This is a genomic window from Bremerella sp. TYQ1 (assembly GCF_020150455.1).
GTDB lineage: Bacteria > Planctomycetota > Planctomycetia > Pirellulales > Pirellulaceae > Bremerella > Bremerella volcania_A.
The window spans coordinates 500,816-519,654 of the sequence record NZ_CP083740.1 but is presented as its reverse complement, the minus strand read 5'-3'; the positions used below and the strand labels follow the sequence as shown (position 1 = coordinate 519,654).

The 18,839-nt window shown below is 52.3% G+C and carries 9 protein-coding genes; 7 read left to right on the top strand and 2 right to left on the bottom strand.

The features are described 5' to 3' along the window. Positions 1-24: 24 nt before the first annotated feature. Complete coding sequence (locus tag LA756_RS01955) at positions 25-6,204, bottom strand: alpha-2-macroglobulin (RefSeq protein WP_224438209.1); 6,180 nt, start codon at positions 6,202-6,204, stop codon at positions 25-27. A 450-nt stretch (positions 6,205-6,654) separates the two neighbouring features. Here LA756_RS01955 and LA756_RS01950 point away from each other — a divergent pair, with 450 nt between their 5' ends. From LA756_RS01950 to LA756_RS01920, 7 genes are all read left to right on the top strand, one after another. Continuing rightward, on the top strand, positions 6,655-9,090 hold the full coding sequence (locus tag LA756_RS01950; protein ID WP_224438208.1) for a hypothetical protein: 2,436 nt from the start codon (positions 6,655-6,657) through the stop codon (positions 9,088-9,090). Between the two features lie 234 nt (positions 9,091-9,324). Next, on the top strand, positions 9,325-11,298 hold the full coding sequence (locus LA756_RS01945) for a multiheme c-type cytochrome (protein WP_224438207.1): 1,974 nt from the start codon (positions 9,325-9,327) through the stop codon (positions 11,296-11,298). Positions 11,299-11,393: 95 nt separating this feature from the next. Beyond that, entirely contained in the window at positions 11,394-12,935 is a 1,542-nt protein-coding gene (locus tag LA756_RS01940) for a hypothetical protein (protein WP_224438206.1), read from the top strand. Between the two features lie 96 nt (positions 12,936-13,031). Next, positions 13,032-14,174 carry a hypothetical protein gene (locus tag LA756_RS01935; protein ID WP_224438205.1) on the top strand — a complete coding sequence of 381 codons (1,143 nt, stop codon included), beginning with the start codon at positions 13,032-13,034 and terminating at the stop codon, positions 14,172-14,174. A gap of 19 nt (positions 14,175-14,193) precedes the next feature. Further along, positions 14,194-15,408, top strand: coding sequence for a PQQ-binding-like beta-propeller repeat protein (locus LA756_RS01930; protein ID WP_224438204.1), 1,215 nt, complete (start codon positions 14,194-14,196; stop codon positions 15,406-15,408). 47 nt (positions 15,409-15,455) lie between these two features. Beyond that, positions 15,456-16,736, top strand: coding sequence for a 3-phosphoshikimate 1-carboxyvinyltransferase (aroA, locus tag LA756_RS01925; RefSeq protein WP_224438203.1), 1,281 nt, complete (start codon positions 15,456-15,458; stop codon positions 16,734-16,736). A 909-nt stretch (positions 16,737-17,645) separates the two neighbouring features. Further along, positions 17,646-18,128 (top strand): hypothetical protein, encoded by a 483-nt coding sequence (locus LA756_RS01920; protein WP_224438202.1) that lies wholly within the window; start codon positions 17,646-17,648, stop codon positions 18,126-18,128. On the opposite strand, the gene LA756_RS01915 is transcribed toward LA756_RS01920, so the two are convergent. Further along, positions 18,105-18,830 carry a peptidylprolyl isomerase gene (locus LA756_RS01915; protein WP_224438201.1) on the bottom strand — a complete coding sequence of 242 codons (726 nt, stop codon included), beginning with the start codon at positions 18,828-18,830 and terminating at the stop codon, positions 18,105-18,107. The two genes, LA756_RS01920 and LA756_RS01915, sit on opposite strands and share 24 nt — an antisense overlap. Between the last annotated feature and the right edge of the window lie 9 nt (positions 18,831-18,839).

Here is an 18,839-nt window from a genome sequence, read left to right as displayed (position 1 = left end):
GTTTCTCTAGCGAGCGAATTCGGACTAATCCTGATCTTTGATTTGGATCTTCATTTCGTCTGAATTGCCAACAAGCTCAGGGGCGTACATCGCCTGGGCAACGGTCGGCAATGCGCTGAACTTGCCAGGTATTTCTGCACGCAGTCGATAAGTCAGCGTATGCTTGCCACGTGGCAACTGCCGTACAAAGAAAGCCACTTTCTCGTCACGAAGTTCCATGTAGGCCCCCAGCGAATTACCCTTGTAGCCACTACGCAGATCGACCGGTTCAAAGCCAGCCGCTTTCTTATCCTCGAACATCAAATACTCGTAGTCATTCTTGCTCTCGATCACTAAATCGATCTCAACCAGGTCACCACTGGTTACCTGCGATTCGTTTTCGAGAAGCGTTCGCTTGTACTTGACCACTTTTTCGTTCAAGGCTTGGCCCCGAGCACCAACCGCTTTAGCAGTTGCCTCTTCGTCACGATCGAGGCGATAGAAGCGACGTTCTACTTTCACTTCCAAGCCTGCTTTGGTGATGAAGTCTTCCAGCGTGAAATTAGTCAGGTAAGCACTGAAGTAAACAGGGCCCCTTCCTTTCCGCCGAATCTCTACTTTGTGTTCCCCGTCGGTGACCTGGATCCCAGTCAGCTCGACCGTGTTGTCCACGGTAAAGAGATTCTCCTTAGTAAATTCGGTCTCAGCTTTCTTCTCACCATCGATGAGAATTTCGACGGCCATTTCAGGATTCAATTCGTCGGTTGCACGCAGGTAATCGGCCATCGCTTCAATACACAGGGCGGTGTCACGAGTCGACTTCCAATACGTCGCGTGCTTGCGATTGTTCAACAGGTACTTTACAAGCCGGCGTGCGGTTACGTTGTCGGCGTCGGTCGCAGCCAAAAGCTTCAAGTAATAAGCGTTGGCTTCGATGGCGTCTCCGTACCAGTACCACCAGTTGCTATCGGCCGGCATCTTGAGGTAAGCCGTTTCGTTCTCCTGGTCAGTAACAAGGTACTGATCGAGATTTCTACGCAGCATTTCCAGCTTTTCCTGATCGTTGACCTGATGAAGAGCTAACGCGAAGAGTGCTTTGCCATAAACTGACAGATTCGTTCGATCACGGTAGAGGAAACCTCGCATCTCTCGGCTATCTTGACCATTCTCGGCGAGGACGGCAAAGACAACCGCATCAAGATTATCCGCTTTAGACTTCCACGGATCTTTCTTTTCATCTGCGTTCTGCAGCTTTTTAATCTCCTTCTTCTGGTAATTGATAAGCCACTGCTGACCACGTTCAATGACGTCGGGCACAATCGCAGCTCCATTGCGTTTAGCAATCGTCAAACCGCGAACAACTACGGCAGTCGTATGTGGATAGCTGTACTCGTTGTAGCCTGAGAACCAACCCCAGCCACCATCCGAGTTTTGCATCTCGGTGAGGCGTTGAACGCCTGACTTGACCATCTTATCGAGCTCGGCATCGTCGAATACTGGATTCTTGAGCTTGCCATCCCAGCCCGCATTCCAGCGGTCGTTTCGCTTTCCAGGATCGCCAATTTCCTGAGCGTTCAGGTTGTTTTGGTGCTCGGAAATCGACTTAAGATCGATTCCCATCTGCTCCAACACTTGGCGAGTAATAACCGTTGGCACGAAACGATTGAGGGTCTGTTCGGTACATCCGTAAGGATAGTCGACCAGATAGGGCAACGCTTCGACCATCGCTCCGGCCAGACTTGGCGAGTAGCGAACGATCAATCGCGAGTCCTCAGGACGGCGATCATCCGGAACATGGATGGTCACGCTCTGGGAATCTTGTTCCGGCTGGACGGTACCGGCCCACGACTCTGTCTTAAGCATCCCGTGCACAAAGACTGGGAAGCTTTGCTGCATGGCATCCGATTCTTCGTCGGTCAGTGCCTTCATGGTGATGGTCGCTTCCCCTTCCCCGGTTACTTTGACAGTCCAATCAACACGAACCTCACCGCCTGCGGGAATGGTCACCTTTTGGTTAAGTGGCGACTGGCTCGTCATCAGTCCGGTCGGAATATCAAGCGAAACGACTGTCGATTTTTCGGAATCAAGATAGTTATGAACGTTCGCAGAAAGAACCACTTCGTCCTTTTGAACAAAGAAACGTGGAGCCTGTAGTCGAATGATCAAGTTCTTTCGCGTCACGACTTCAGACTCTGCCGAGCCAACTTTCGTGCCGTGCCCCATCGCCCAGGTACGAATCTTCCAAGACGTCAGATTCTCTGGAAGATCGAGCTTGAACTCGGCTTCCCCTTTTTCATTCGTTTCGACGGTCGCAACCCACAGCGCGGTGTCGGCGAAGTTGGAGCGAACCGTTGGATCGATCAAGTCCGCAGTCTCCTGACCACTTTGCTGTGCTTTGTCCTCGCCACCCATGGCAAGTTCCGCGGATTCCATGGGGGCGGCAGCCATCGGCATCGCATCGGCCATCGCGTTTTTCGCCATGGCGCCTCGCATTCGAGACTGCAGCATGCGGGGACCACCACTACCGAAACCGGCAGCCATGCCTTCTTCCATTTGTTGACGGTCTCTTCCCAAATCTTCGTCTGCCACACTTCGTCCGAATGCACCGAGGAACTGCAGAGCCATTTCACCCTTCGGAGTGAGGTTATAGCTGTAAAGATTCAAGCTATGTTCCGTTTGTGGATGATGGTGTCGACGCCACTTCCAGAAGAACTCTTTAATGTCTTCAACATTCGATCCACCGCTGATGTATTCGACTGATTTGTCGTAGACCGTCAAAACAGCTGAGCCCATGAAAGGTTCGCCAGTTTCGTCTGTCAACGTGATTTTGACTTTCCCTTCGCTGCCTGGCAGGTACTCAGAAGCATCCGTCTCGACGTTCATGTCTAGGACTCGCGTTTCCGGAGGCACGACAATCTCTTTCGTCTCGTCGTGAACTTTCGCATCGGCGACGGTGATCGCTTCGACAAAGAAGTTGGGCATGTCCTTCTTCAACACAGCGATGTCATGCACGGTACTCTTCCCCGTCAGTCGAATTACCTTGGGTGGCAAATAGACACTGTTCGAGGGACGTACAAAGAGAAGAACGGTACTGCCAACGCGGTTCGTATTTATCTGCAATCGAACCGTGTCGCCCGCTTTGTATTCCTTCTTATCCGGAATCAATTCCAGATCGTTGAACCGGAATTGTGATCCATCAAAGCCGTCACCACGAATGGTGAAGATGTAACCACCTTCTTCGGTATGTTCCGCTTCGTCGGTTAGCTTCAGGCTCAGGCGATATTGGCCGGCTGCACTTGCCTTCATGGTTTGGGAAACGGTTCCCTCCCCGTTCATTTCGATATCCCACGCTTGAACTTCCGTCTCGATCGGCTGGTTCTTATCGTCGTAGGTTATCTTGAAGAGTTTAAGTTCACCCTTTCCAGCCACATCACGGCCGTCGAGCGTTTGAGCTAAGAAGTGTGCGTTTATGCTGTCGCCAACGTCGTAGTAGCCGCGATCGACCCAGGTATAAACCTTGAACGGTTTTCTCGCGACGAGTACTTTTCCACTTCCGACGATAGTACGTCGTGATTGATCGCGAACCTCAGCGGTGATGGTGTACTGGTGATCTTCGTTACCATGCAGTGCCTTCGCGAGGGCCGTGTCAATTTCGACTTGAACAGTACCATCTTCCCCGATTTCAACTTCCTGCTCAGCCACAAGCTCAGGAGGATTGTGCGACCAGCCGATCCAAAATGGCGCCGGGCGCGTACAGCCAACCCAGTTCTGGAAGCCAGGGTACCACGTGTAATCGTAGGCGAACCACCAATAGCCACCACCGAAACACCAATCCCAACGAGCTGTTGGGTACCAGTGACGGTTGTAAGGGGAACGTTCTACTTTGTATTTAACAGTGGCATTGGTAACCGGGGAACCAAAATAGTACTTGGCGTTGATCGTTGCAGTGATCGTCTCGCCAAGTTGGACAGGCTTCTCCGGAGCATCAACGGTCACCTCGAATTCTGGCTTCTTGTACTCCTCTACACGGAACTGAACATTCCCATGGTTTGTGAAAAGGTTGTACTGTCCTAGCTTGGCATCTGCAGGAATATCCCAAGTTCCTTCCACACCACCGTACTCGTCGGCTGTGAATTGCTTGTTAAAGATCTCGTTCCCTTGTGGGTCGCGCAAATGTACTTGGAACGATTTCCCTGCAAATTGGCTGACGTCGGCTTGATCATATTGAGAGCGTCGCGTCCAGAATTTGAATTTCATCGTTTGATCGGGACGATAGACGGGACGGTCGGTAATACCGTAGCTACGGACCGCGTTGTACGTTGCATCGTGTTGACGTCCGTACCAAATGTGTTGGAATCCCATGTAGGCGAACCGTCCCTTATCGGTACGTGCCACCACCAACCATTGGTATTCGTGGTTTAGAGGGTCATCAGAGAGAATGACCTGACCATCGGCGTCGGTAAGCTCCGCGAAGTTCTTTGTCAGAACATTGAACCGATTCTGCTGTCGGACCTGCTGCATCTTGTAGCCGAAATACTCGACGTTTGCTTTTTCGATCGGCTTTCCAGTCACCGCGTCGGCAACGAAGTACAACTTCTTCTGATCAAGTTGCTTGCTAACGATTACCGTATCAGCGACCCAAACAACTAACTTGCAGACGTTGCCCTCCTTCATCTTCGCGGTCACCATGTAGGCGCCCGCATTAGTCAAAGGAGCATGAACGTCAATTCGACGATCGAGGTGATCTGGACGAGGATCCAGCTTGACCGTCCATTTCGCGACTTCTTCGCCGAGGTAGTTTTTGCCATCTTCTTGGAAGAGAATCTTCTCACCAACTTGCTGGAACTGCATCTTCTGATAATCGATCCGACCAGGATTCGACTTCAGATATTGCTTGGTATCTGCAAGTAGCTTCTCAATATCGATTTCATGTGCTGTGAAGTCGACTTGCTCCCCGTTGCGGAACAAGTATTGAAGTGTTGCCCCTTTCCCGGCCGCGTTGACGACACCACCCTGAAATTGGCCCAAGTTGTCGGTGATCTGTGCAAGTCGTTTTCGGCGATAATCGTTGTTGCCGGGACCGACATCTTCAATGGCCTCGCGCCAGAGCTGAGCAGCAGCAGGATATTGACGGCGATTCTCAAAGATGGAAGCCAATTGATCGTATGCCGAGCTCCGATTCGCGTCCTTATTTTCGATCAACTGCCGCCACACTTTGATGTGGTTGAATTCGTCCGGCAGTTCAAACCGCTTGATGCCAGTTGCCAGGCGGGCAATCGTCTCGTTTTCTTTCAGCGTTCCCAAAGACAACAGATGCGGCGTTTCGTCTTCGGATTCGTCATTTCGAGGTGCGAAAAACCATTGATACTGCTGAAGCGTTTGAACACCAAACTGAGAGTTCAAAAAGTTCGCCCATTGAAGTTTGACTTGCCCGGTACGATTGGCATCGTATTCACCCACTTGCTCCATCGCCCAACGCATGCGTTCGCCATCGTTCTTGGCATCTTCCCAAGACTTAGGAAGGGGATAGAAAATCGGGTTCCCTTCTTCGTCAACAGGAGCTCCCTGATTTGAGCCGCCATAGTTGTAGCTCTCTTGATAGTCAGGCAGTTCGGCGACATCGGTCAGATACTGTAGCTGCCAAGCACCGCGACCGTAGCCGTTGTTAAGAAAGAACTGAGACAATTCCAGAAACAGATTCGCCATGTCTGGTTCAGCATCTTTTGATTGAGCAACTTTCATTGCTTCCACAAACAGCTGAAGTGCACGTGCCTGATCTCGTTCGATACTGTTGACTCGTTTTCCTCCGCCGCGCACAGGCCCACGCTGGAATTCGTTGTCGTTGATCACGCCCCAGTGATTTAAACGACGGTACTGCTGAGCGATGGCCTGAAGAACTCGCCACTCGTCTTTTTGAGCGGTTGCTGTCTTTTCGAGAAATGCGTCCACCTCTGGATATCGCCCAAGCTGCTGCAACGACTGCACTGGCAACTGGAGCGTGCGAGCAAGTTCCTTGGGGTCTTGATTGGCGTCGACAAAGAGCTTCTCGGCCGTTTCATAAGCCTCTTTGTAATTGCCCTCTTGATAGAGCTTTTCCATATGTTTGATGTCCGGAGCGGGACCTTGAGCGGTGGTGGAATGCATGCCAAGCCATACGGTCATTAAAGCGGCACAGCAGCAAAGAATTGCCAAAGGTATTGTGCGGACGAACGAATAAGTCTTCATGGGGCGTCCTCGCGGCGGTCTATTCAGTTCTGATTGGGGTTTGAAAGGGTAGCGTGACTCGATTGTCCGGTCCACAGCTAGACGATTCGTTGAAGCAAATCGATTTCAACAAAATGTCTTTTGTGTTGAGATTCTGTGATTCTACATTTCACAACTTTCCACAATTTTAACCTTGCGAAAACTTGGGCAAATTTGCAGCAAGAAACCTTTGTGTGGCTAAGATGACGAGGAAACGTCTCTTTTCGATTGGGACGAAGCCAGTACAATTGGTCGTAACACCCCCCTGGCAATGAGCGTCACCCCCCATCATTGCCGATATAACCGATTTACGAAACAAAATCGGTCGCTTCCTCGTCGTATAAGCAGAGGCGAATTGCTGTCCGCCCTACGCCACCAGGCGAAACGGCGACTAGCTTTGAGATATTGATCCCCTATTGCGAGTAACGAGGAATGACTCAAGCAACCAATCCGTATCAAATGTGGTTGGGCCTAAACGTCGCCGGGCGTCCAGACTGCTATACGCTGTTGGGGCTTCCGATGTACGAGGCCGATACCGGCAAGATTATGGTTGCAGCCCAGAATGCGATGGCAAGGGCATCCATTCCCATGGCGCCAGCCGATGAGCCATTGCGGCAGACATTGGTCTCCGAGATTCAACTCGCTCAGAACTGTTTGCTAGATCCTGCCCAAAAACAGGCCTACGATCAGCAGCTTCAGTCTTATTTCAGTGGTCAAGCAGCCCCTGCTCAGCCAGTTCAACCGACGGTTGCCGTTGCCCAGCCGGTTGCCGCTCCTGCTGCTGTCGCCAACCCTCCGGCTTCGTCTGATTCTTCAAGTGAAATCAACTTGAAGTCGAAGAAAGCCTCCGCGGCATCAAGCGCGAAGAGTCGCGCAAAGAATTCGGCTTTTGGTTTGTACTTAGGTGGCGGCGCATTGCTCCTTCTAGCAGCCATTGGTGGTGGGGCCTATTACGTATTCACGGAGCCAGCGACTCCCGAAGTAGCGCAGAACGATCCAGAACCCCAGTCGCCAACCACTACGGAACCGATCGAAGAAGAAACGACTCCCGACGATAAGGGTAAGCTGCCCCCCAAACCGAATCGAGGCAATCGCCCCGACGCAAACGAGCTAGCCAACTCAATCCCCGGACTTGGCAATCCCGACGAAACCATGGCAGGCATGCCCGCGATGCCTGAGAAACCTCCGGAACCGCAAGCCACTCCGGCAGACGAAGCGCAGCTGCAATCAGCAATCGCAGCTGCCTGGACAGGCATAGCCAAGCAAGACTTAGCCCAGGCTTCCATTTCCCTCGACGAAGTTCGCAAGACTCCCAAAACGGATCGCGGCAAAGAACAGTTCAGCCAGATCGATCAGTTCGTCCAAGACTTGATGGCCTACAACCGAGCTCTCAATGAAGGACTGAACAGTCTTCGCGAAAATGAAGAGCTTACCGTCGGCAGTACGTCCTTCATCGTTACCACGGTGGATGACAACCGCGTGGTGATTCGATTCGCAGGACAGAATAAGGGCTACGAACGAGGAAACCTTCCCGATGGCTTAAAACGCGCGATCGCCAAAAGTCGCCTTAAAGGGGAAGATACCGTAAAGCAGCGAATCGAAGCTTCCCATTTGCTGCTGTCTTCTAAGGCAGATATCGATTACGTCCGTAACCTTTGGTCCCAGTCAGGTGCCGATGGAGGGGCCCTGACCGCATTGGAAGCTGCGAAAAAGAAGTATCTGGCCGGCGAAATGGTTGCCAGCACGATGCCTGATTCTTCCACAGAGATGACATCAACGCCAAACGATCCGATGTCGATGCCGATGCCTCAATCTGTTTCGGCTGGCGATTCCAAGATTGAAAATGCATCCAAGCTAGGAGGCCTACTCAAGCAAGCTCGTCAACAAATGATCGAACGTCACTCGGCGGCTGCTCAGCAAGCGCTTGCCCAAGCCGAACCATTGGCGACGATTCCGGAACACCAAGCCAAGCTTAATAACCTAAAACAGCTTGTCGAATTGAATCAGCAATTCTGGACCGCCGTTTCTTCTCGTCTTGCCAAGTTGCAATCGGATGAGGATCTAGACGTTAATGGAATGCTTACGAAAGTGGTCGAGGCCGATGCGAATCGACTCGTACTACGTGTGAATGGCGAAAATCGAAGGTATACGCTCGACGACATTCCTCCTGGGTTAGCCAAGTTTCTTGCCGAAATGGAACTGCCAACGCAGGCAGAAACCAAGAAGATTATCGGAGCATTCCTGTTGGTTACTCCGGATGGTGGAGCTGATCGGGCCCGCGAAGAGTGGTCGACCGCTTTTCTACCTGAAGAGGAAATCGATAGTTTAGTTGCCGTGCTAGATGATCCCTATCAGCTGTCGGACGATCTGATCGAACAAGCCAGCATTCCATCTGACGCCGATCTTTCGGCGCCTGCGGCGGCGTTCCAAGAGAAATGGAACGCCCGAATCCAGTCGGCTAAACGGATCGACGATCATGGAAAGATTGGTCAAGAGATGGCCGCGGAAGCGGTTAGCATGCCGAATGGTTCGCCGGAACAATTTGCTGGCTTCCGCTATGCCTTGGCAGAAGCAGCCCGCGGTGGCGATTTCGAGACCTGCACTCGCATCATTCACGATTGGCATACCCGATTTTCAATCGACGAAGGCGAATGGCATCTCAAAGCCATGCAGCTAGCATCCAGCTCGACCAGTTCCTCAAAAGTGCATGCAGCGATTGCGCAACACGCTATTGAGCACGTGCCATCTTTGAAGGCGAACGGAGCCACCACCGCGGCGGGCGCCATGACCAAGGTGGCAGCAGAGTCGGCTGCAAAGTCGCGTGATAAAGATTTGATCGACGCCGTAAAGCAGTTGGAAGCTACCTAACCTAGGTGGCTGGTTCCCCCATTGTCGAGTTTCTTTATCATTCTGTTGCGGGAATATGAAGGGGCGTATCAAGCCTTTCCGATTATTCCAATGAACGCACTTAAACTTAGTTAGCTAAGCCTGCCCCACGCGGCAAGCCGAAGAATGCCAGCGTGGCGAGCGTCTTGCGCTTACCTAGCATGTTTCCGCCAGTGGAGGGTGGAAACGAGATTGATCGACGGGAAGGATGCCCGAATGCCAGCAGCGAAGAAATTGACCTCCCAATTGGTGGTCCTGACCATGGGTCTAGGCTTGGTCGGCGCGCTGTTATTCTGGGGAGGAACGCCCACGCCGGTGGCTGCGATTCCGCATATTATCTCTGACCCTCATCCGTATGATCCTGATTGGCCAGAAGTCTTCATGACGCTGACCAACAAATGTACAGGATGTCATCGTCCTGATTCCAAGCGAGTCGACCTGACTTCGTACGAAGCCATTCTGGCAGGAAAAGTTGGCAACGATCCGCTTATCGTCCCTGGTGATCCGAAAAAGTCCGTTCTGCTGATGTATGTCGAATGGGACGAGCACGCGGAACCAGGCTCTGGAATGCCTCGCACACCAGAAATGCCACCAGAGAAGTTGGAATGGCTTACATCCGGCCAACTGGAAGCAATGCACCGGTGGATCGCCAACGGTGCGTTGGAATACACCCTGCCGGAAAACTGCAACATCACCCCCCTCACGGAGATGAGTTTTCCATCGGCCAAGCAGTGCCAGGCATGTCACCCGAAGCAATACGACGAGTGGTCGCGCTCGATGCATGCCTATGCTCAGCATAGCCCTGTCTTCGAAGCATTCAACTTGACGTTGATGGAACGCACACAAGGCACGCAAGGCACCTTTTGCACTCGCTGCCACACGCCGGTAGGGACTGCCCTCGGCGAAAACGGCAATCGACGAAACGTCCATCGCTCTCGAATTTCGATGGAAGGTGTGACTTGTGTCTCTTGCCATCGCCGTAGCACTAAACATTACAAGTCGAGCGGACGCGTCCCCGTTGAGCCAGGCCAACTACTCGACGCTTGCATGTACGGCCCGTTCGACGACGCTGCCGACGGAGAAGCAATTGGCGCTCATAACTCCGCGGGCCTCCCATACATCAAATCCTCGCAGTTTTGTGGCGAATGCCACGATGTCACAAACCCGCAGGGCGTCCGTCTCGAAGAAGCCTTCAGCGAATGGCAAAATAGCCCCGCCGCCAAGCAAGGAATCACTTGTCAGCAGTGCCACATGGGTCCCGTTCAAGGAATCCCCTTCAAAGATTGCGAACGCCCATTGGGTTACGCTGCATCCGTGCCAGGCGTACCGAAAGAACAACTTCCGCTTCGTCGTTTGACCGATCACACCTTCGCTGGTCCAGACTATTCTCTTCTCCCTGATACCGAGTTCCCGGAGAAACTGGATTGGATGTACGAGAAGGATTACCGCGACTGGGACTCGCTGACGACCTACGAAAAAGAAACGCTTACCGAACTTCGCAAAAAGAACCGACACAGCCTTCGGATTGCCAACGAGAAACGTTACGAAGTTCTTTCGCAAGCAGCCGATTTGTTCGTCGCTGCTCCAGAACGGGCCGCCTGCGGCGAGAAAGTTCACGTCGATGTCGAAGTCAAAAGCAAGCTGCCAGGGCATAGCTTTCCGACAGGATTCACTGCCGAGCGTCAAGCTTGGGTATCGACGATCGTTCGCGATGCTCAAGGGCGAACGATTTTCACCTCGGGTGATCTCGACGATAACGGTGACCTCCGGGACGAGCACAGTCATGCTGTCCTCGCAGGAAAAGTACCGTACGACAAACACTTGCTAAACTTCCAAAACAAGTTTACAGCTCTCACGGCAGAAGGCACCGATCGATCGGTGGTTCTCTCCGTCAACCGTCACTTGAACCCGCTAAGCTTCGTACGTCCGGCCGAAGGAGTCTCCGCATCGTTCGGTCGTCCACCCGCATTCCGAATCGCCAAAGGAAGTCTTGCTCCACTATCCAAACAGGGCAAGAGCTACCCGATTCACCTTCCTAACGAACCGGGTATTTACCACGTGACGGTCCGCCTCAATTTCCGTCACCTTCCTCCGACATTACTCGATCGCATCGGCACGCCTCATCTGAAGCACCTTCTCGAGGTTGTCGTCCTGCAAGAATGGTGTGGCACGATTGAGGTCACTCCATGATAAGAATCCGACAATTAAACCTCTTATTCACCTTTGCTGCTGCTTGGTGTGCAGCGGTTCTGTGTTCGTGCGTCTCGTTGAAGGCGGACGAAACAATGTTCACGTTGCCGCCACTCCCCGGCCAGGTTGATCGGCCGATGCCGACGATTCCCGCGAGCTATCGGCAACCCAGCGTCGCACCGATCCCGCCCCCAGTCGAGGCACTCGATACTCCGGCCGCCAAACCCAAATTACTTCCTCCGACGGTCCCTGATACGTCAGGAAATAAGACTCCCTGGGAAGACGAACCGTTGCCTCCGCTGGATGAAGAACTGTGGCAACATGGTGGCTCCTACATCTACTCGCCTGAAGGAGATCGCTTGGGGTGGCCAGCAGAAGATGCGCACGCCGACTTTGAACTGCTTCGATTACCGGAAGACTACGTCGATCCTGAGCCATTCACGCTCTTCACGCAGTTCGAGGGTGAAGAGCCTATCAAACAGTCACCTCTGCATTGGTTTGGACCAGATGCGTATAACTGGGAACCTCGTTTCGTCGCCTATGGTGGTTATCAATTCAGTGCGATTGCCTTCAAGCAAGGAAACACTCGCAGTGATGGCCTCGGACATCAATTGCTTGTCGACATGGACTTGCGTTTGACCGGCACAGAACGTTTTCACGTCCAGTTCCGTCCCTTAGGTGAAGGAGATACCGGCGGATCGTATTATCGATTCAGCGACCCCGCCGGCTACGTGGACAACAGCACCGGTGTCCCTCAACGATTTTGGTTCGAAGGAGAGTTACACAGCATCTTCTCGGGCTTCATGGACCCATTCGCGGTACGTGACATTCATATGGTCGGGGGCAAGTTCCCCTTTCAGCTACACAACGATCTGTTGATGAATGACGAGATCCTAGGTCTTGCGATCAACAAGAACACATTGTTTGTCGGCAATACGAGCAACATCAACATCCAAGGAATTTACGCCGCGAGCGACGTTGAGAATGTCGCGGATGACAACGGCCGGATGTACGGTACGAATGTCAGTGTCGACTACGAACGAGAGTTCTACGAAGCAACCTATCTGTTTGTGGAGACCCCAGATGCAGCGGGGCGCAATCAACACTTTGCAGCGATCAGCCGCACCAAGTTCCATGGCCAATTCAATTACGCTGGCCGGGCACTTTTTAAATTTGGAGACGAAGCTGGCACGGGAAGCGGCGAACTCTTTGTGTTAGAAACAAACTACACCTATCTGACGCCGGCGCATCCTTTTGGCATCGAGTTCGGTGTCGCTTACTGCAATGTCTTTTACGCGACCGAAGGTTGGAATTCAGCGGCAGGTGGTGGCTTTAATCGCTTACGCTCCGCATTTGATGTTAACCCGCTTGTCTCCATTTCGACGGGCAACAATCTAGGGGAGAACTACGGCGCATCGCTCGGCGTACAACTGTTCCGCCATCACGAAGACGAATCCATCGCCCCTGAAATTGCCTTCCAAACACCTAATGGCGACTTAGTCTACGGGTTTGGCCTTCGTTATCAGCGAAAGACCACCAAGCGAAGCTTCTTCGAGGTTCTCGGCGTCTTGAACCTCTCCGATACCCCTTCACTTCGCCGCGATGGCGTATTTGTTTCGGAAACGATCCTTTTCTAGGATCGTATGAAACTTTCCTTCAAACGCTTCACCTTACCCGTTCATCGTTTACAATCGGGCAAGCCCTATCCGCTTTCCTATTGATAAAGTCGAACGATGAATCGCACTTGTATCATCCTTCTCGCCGTTGTTGCTTTAGCAAGTTCGGTGTCGCCAATACATGCCGCCGATGTAAATCAGCTGACCGAAACGATCAACAACATTGGCTCCGACGGCAAGGGATATCCTGAAGCAGTCGCAGCGATGGAGTCGCTTAGCCAGCTCGATCAGTCCTCCGTTCCAAGCATCTTGGCCGCCATCGACGAAGAGAAACCAGTCTCTGCCAACTGGCTCCGTGGCGCCGTAGAGGCGATCGCTCAAAAGGCCCAGCAAAGTGGCAACCCAGTAACATCGGAAACACTGGTCCGCTTCATCGAATCGGATAAGCATTCTCCCAAGTCGAGGTCGGTTGCCTTTCATTTGCTAAAGCAGCAAGACGCTCCAACGGCAGATTCGTTGGTCCCTTCATTCACTAACGATGCTTCTTTAGAGCTTCGTTTGCTTGCCGTCGCACGCCTTATGAATCAAGCCAGTGCGTTTGTCGAAAAAGAGCAAGCTACCGATGCGATTGCCACCTACAAGGCAGCACTCGACGCAACACGAAACGCGTATCAAGCCCAGCAAATTGCCGATGCACTCGAGAAACTTGATGTCGAAGTCGACACCACCGAGCACTTTGGGTTCCTGAAAAGCTGGCATCTCATCGCACCGTTTGAATTCGCTAAAGGAGACGGTTTTGATGCGACGTATCCTCCCGAACAGAAAATTGATCTGACCGCTAGGTATCCAGGCAAGTTAGTCGACGAATTGCCTGGCCCTGCCGCTTGGAAGAAAGTTGATCTTGGCAGTGGTAAAAAACGTGTCGACTTCAATAAGACTTTCGCCCCGGTGAAAGAAGTCGTGGGCTATGCGGTTACCAGGTTTGATTCGGACAAGCCGCAAGTGGTTGAGCTTCGCTGGGGTTCGCCGAATGCGACGAAGGTCTGGGTCAATGAAAAGCTTATCGCTGCCGACAAAGTCTATCATGCCGGCGACAATTTCGATCAGTACTCTGCATCAGCAGAACTAAACGCTGGCGAAAACACAATCCTCGTCAAAGTAGTTCAGAACGAGCAAACGCAGTCGTGGACTAACGTCTGGCACTTTGAGCTTCGTGTCTGCGATCACCTCGGCACCGCGATTCGTGACGTCAAGCCGTAAGCCCTTAAGGTAAATCTCGATGCGTATTTTCTTAAGCTTGGTATGTGTCTGCGTCTTGCTTTCTGTCGGTCACGCCGATTGGCGTCAATTCCGCGGCAACGACGGAACAGGCGCACTCGACAATTGTGATCTTCCCGAGTCGTGGGACGCAGACAGCAAGAATGTTGCCTGGAAAGTTGAACTTCCTGGGCGTGGGCCATCGAGCCCGATCGTCGTCGGTGACAAGGTGATCGTCACCACTGCGGACGGGGCGGATCTCGAACAGCTTCATGTTCTTTGTTTCTCTGCGCATGATGGATCGAAGCTATGGCAAAGGAACTTCTGGGCAACTGGCCGGACTTTCTGCCATCCACAGACCACGCCAGCGGCGCCGACACCTGTCAGCGACGGCACACATGTGTATGCTTTCTTCGGTTCGAGCGACCTGGTCTGTCTCGACTTGGATGGCAACGTGCATTGGTACCGCGGCCTAGGTCACGAGCATCCCAAAGCAGGAAACGATGTGGGCATGGCAAGTTCGCCGATCATCGTTGACGAGACGGTTATCGTTCAAATCGAAAACCAAGGCGATTCGTTTGCCGCAGGGATCAATGCAAAGACCGGACAAACTCGCTGGTTTTTGCCAAGATCGGAACGTGCCAATTGGGCCTCCCCCATTGCCCTGGGTGATACGGCGTCCCAATCGGCTCCGATTGCTCTTCTTCAAAATGGCTCTGGCGTGACAGCCGTATCCGCGAAGAGTGGCACCATCTTGTGGGAGCTTGGCGGAGGAGCATCTACTATTTCTACGTCACTCGCCACAACAGATCAGGCTTTTGTCGTTTCCAACGGGCTTACCGTTCTCGACATTGTCGATCCCAAAACGAAACCCGAAATCGTGTGGGAGGCCAACAAGCTAAACCCATCATCGATGAGCCCCATTCTTCATGATGGCAAAGTTTACATCATCAATAGCGCCGGGGTTCTTAATTGTGCCAATGCCGAAACGGGCGATCTCGACTGGGGCCTGCGATTGAAAGGAAAGTTTTGGGCTTCTCCCGTTATCGCTGGCCAACGCATGATTGCGTTCAATTACGACGGAACCGGACTGATTGTCGACCTATCGGAAAAAAAGGGAAAGATCGTCGACGAAATTGACATGGGCGAAAACATCCAAGCAACCCCCGCATTAAATGAAGATGCGATGTACGTCAAAGGGGAACGCCACCTGTGGAAAATCGCTGGTAAAGAGTAAACTGGTGAGGAAACATTTCACCTCACCTATTGCTTGAATGATGCCTCGTGGTCGCTGAAATTACCATTCCTACATGCGGACCAGTGATCGGTTCGATTCGTCCCCCAGGTTCAAAGAGCCTCACGAACCGTGCTCTGATTATTGCAGCGTTGGCAAGCGGTCGCTCAACGCTTTCTGGTGCCTTGGAAAGTGAAGATACCGAGGTCATGATCGATAGCCTGAGGAGAATTGGCGTTTCGATCGAGCACGATGCAGCAAATCATGTTCTGACCGTGGAAGGAAACGCCGGTCAATTTCGTGGTGCAGATACCGAGATGTTCATTGCCAATAGCGGAACATCGATGCGTTTCCTGACCGCGTTGGCGACTCTTGGCGAAGGAACATTCCGCCTCGATGGCATCGCTCGTATGCGAGAACGTCCGATTGGCGATTTGATCGCGGCACTTCAATCGCTCGGAGCAGATATCCAAACTGAATTTACCAACGATTGTCCGCCTGTGCTTGTGAGAGCAGCAGGGCTTCCCGGCGGCCACGCTAAGATCGCCGGAAACATTAGCAGCCAATATCTTAGCGGACTGCTAATGTCGGCTCCTTATGCGAAAGAGGATGTCCAGTTGGAAGTGGACGGTGAACTCGTATCACAGCCGTACGTGCGGATGACGACGCAAATCATGCGTGACTTCGGCGCGACACTCGATGAAAACAATTGCCGTCGATTCGTTATTCCTGGCAACCAAACCTATCAGGCCCGCCAATACGCTATCGAACCCGATGCTTCTGCGGCAAGTTACTTTTGGGGCGCTGCTGCCGTGACAGGCGGCAAAGTTACCGTTGAAGGTCTTTCCCGAGATGCCCTGCAAGGCGACGTCGCGTTTTGTAATGCTCTGGCTCGAATGGGCTGCGAAGTTACCTACGAGTCGGACCGAATAACCGTCGTCGGCAAGCCACTATATGGCATTGAAATCGACATGGGTGAAATCAGTGACACGGTGCAAACCTTAGCGGCGGTTGCCTTGTTTGCCGATGGCCCAACCAAAGTTACTGGCGTTGCCCATAATCGCCATAAAGAGACCGATCGCATTGGCGATCTCGCTTGTGAACTGCGCAAACTTGGGGCAAACGTTGAGGAGTTCGAGGACGGAATGACGATTACCCCCGGAGTTCTTCGACCAGCTCGAATTGAAACCTATAACGACCATCGAATGGCCATGAGCCTGGCTCTTGTCGGCTTGCGGCAAGAAGGGGTTGTTATTCTTAATCCAGGCTGCACCAGCAAGACCTATCCTCACTTCTTCGAAGATCTCGAACGTATTTGCCAGTCTACGTAAAACGAGGCGGCAACGGCTGCCTGACATCGCTCAAGAAACAGAAACGGCCGCTGAGTGCGGCCGTTTCTAGGTTTGTCGTGTTGGCGTTCGTTGAAACAACGCGTTTTCCGACGCTGTCTCAATTCGGTCCGAACGCTGCTGGGAAATGGGTACTCGGCATCCCTCTGCCCAAGTAAGCATCTGCTTTATGGAGGGCGTCATCCACCGGGTTCGCGGGCGGAGCCGGCAGAATCGAAGGATCCTGGGAGACAAAATTTGCGCCGCAATGCTGGCAGGAGACCTCAAGGCCGAGGTACTCGACCTTCACCTGCAGCTTTCGGCCACACGTGGGGCAAGATTGGACAAAGTACGTGACTTTACACACGACGGCATCTCCTACTACCGCAACTGCTGATGAGCGGAGTTGAGGGACGACTACCTCAACAACGTCCACGCAGTATAAGAAACCTTCCGAAGAAATCAACCGAAAAATGAAGACTACGGTAGATCAGTGCCACTTTATTCTGCCCACAAGGGAAAAGAATCGACAATTACTGAGAATCTTGGCTATCTCGCCAGTCATTCCAAATTGACCATTTTGATTTTGATATCTCGGGAACTCGCTAAAAACAGCCCAAAACAGCAGTCTTTCTGATGCCAAAGCATAGTTGTGTTCTATCCTTCTAGAGAGTGGGGCAGACGTACTTCATAGCAGACCAAAATTTTTGCCCAGATTGTGCAATGGCACTTCAAAATCAGACAGCTCTGCGAAACACCCTATCAAGCCTATCCTGCTTGCTTATAGCGATATTCTTCTGGCTTGCGGTAAGTTCACCAACATTTGCCGAACCCCGTTCTCCGGATATGGCAACTCTGGAGAACTTAATCGAGCAATATTTCACCCATGCGCGCAATCCTAGTAAACCAATCTTGCTAACTCAGAGCAAAGTTCGCGATTTGCTTGAGAGCCTTAAGGGAGTTCACATCTACATTCCGGGACGAAATCAGATCGTACGCAGCTTCCCGCACGACAAAGAGTTCTTCAGTCGCTTCGTACTTGCCGAACTTGCGCAAGACCCTGCGATGGCATTCCCGGAAGACCCGACGTTTCTGTTCCAGCGAATTGACTTAATGTGCACCTCCCATGAAGGGATTCGGCATCTGGCGAAGATCGCTGGCAACGGCGAAAGCTTTTCGCAAAGCTGGGTGTCCAAAGAGAATCTCTTCCCGTCGCTAGAATCAGCAAGGCTGCAGCAACTGCTGGAAGAGTTGGGAGTAGAAAACGCCGCCGAGCCAACGTCCCGACGGCGAAATTATACGATCGAACATCTACTCGAAGTCTTGGAAGAGGCTTATGCACCGTCGCTAGAAAATGCGACGGTGACGACCTCACTTGACTCGCTCGGCCGATAAAATCTGAACCGGCTCTTTCGGTAAGTTGACAAAGCCATCGTTTGATTGAACGTCGACTTTTGAGATGGCGTCAACGACATCCATCCCTTCGACCACTTCGCCGAAAACACAATACCCGAAGCTGCTCGAATCTTCGCTTCCGATGTGATCAAACGTGGTATTGTCGGCACAGTTTACAAAGAACTGACACGTCGAACTATGAACCACGTTCGGGTCTCGCGACATCGCAATCGTGCCACGCTTGTTCTTAAGCCCGTTCATCGCTTCGTTCTGAATCTCGATCTTCGTGGGCCGCGGCGACATGTCGGCATCGAACAAACCACCCAGTATCATTCCGTCTGGCTGAACATAGTGAAACACCGTGCCGTCGTAATGATTCGTAGCGACATAATTTGTCAGAAAATTGTCGACCGTTGCTGGAGCTTTTTTTGCGTCCAACTTTAGTCGGATCTTGCCTAGCGTGGTCGTCAGTACTACTTCGGGAAACTCTTCCCCACGAAAATCTGACTTGGCTAAATCGCCAGCTTCCAGTTCGGTCGAAACCGTTTGCGTGCTTTGCCCATCAGCGTTGGCTTCCGGGCCAGGAATGCTGGCCGCCGGTGGAGAGGGCGTGTCCGATGCACCACAGCCGGATAAAAACAGACAAATACACAGGACAAAACCGATGCCGGTTGCCCACGATGAAAAGTGCGGGAACTTCATCAAGCACGC

Bases quoted from the DNA above. Each gene is read 5' to 3' on its own strand.
- LA756_RS01955 (WP_224438209.1), bottom strand. From the start codon at position 6,204: ATGAAGACTTATTCGTTCGTCCGCACAATACCTTTGGCAATTCTTTGC.
- LA756_RS01950 (WP_224438208.1), top strand. From the start codon at position 6,655: ATGACTCAAGCAACCAATCCGTATCAAATGTGGTTGGGCCTAAACGTC.
- LA756_RS01945 (WP_224438207.1), top strand. From the start codon at position 9,325: ATGCCAGCAGCGAAGAAATTGACCTCCCAATTGGTGGTCCTGACCATG.
- LA756_RS01940 (WP_224438206.1), top strand. From the start codon at position 11,394: ATGTTCACGTTGCCGCCACTCCCCGGCCAGGTTGATCGGCCGATGCCG.
- LA756_RS01935 (WP_224438205.1), top strand. From the start codon at position 13,032: ATGAATCGCACTTGTATCATCCTTCTCGCCGTTGTTGCTTTAGCAAGT.
- LA756_RS01930 (WP_224438204.1), top strand. From the start codon at position 14,194: ATGCGTATTTTCTTAAGCTTGGTATGTGTCTGCGTCTTGCTTTCTGTC.
- LA756_RS01915 (WP_224438201.1), bottom strand. From the start codon at position 18,830: ATGAAGTTCCCGCACTTTTCATCGTGGGCAACCGGCATCGGTTTTGTC.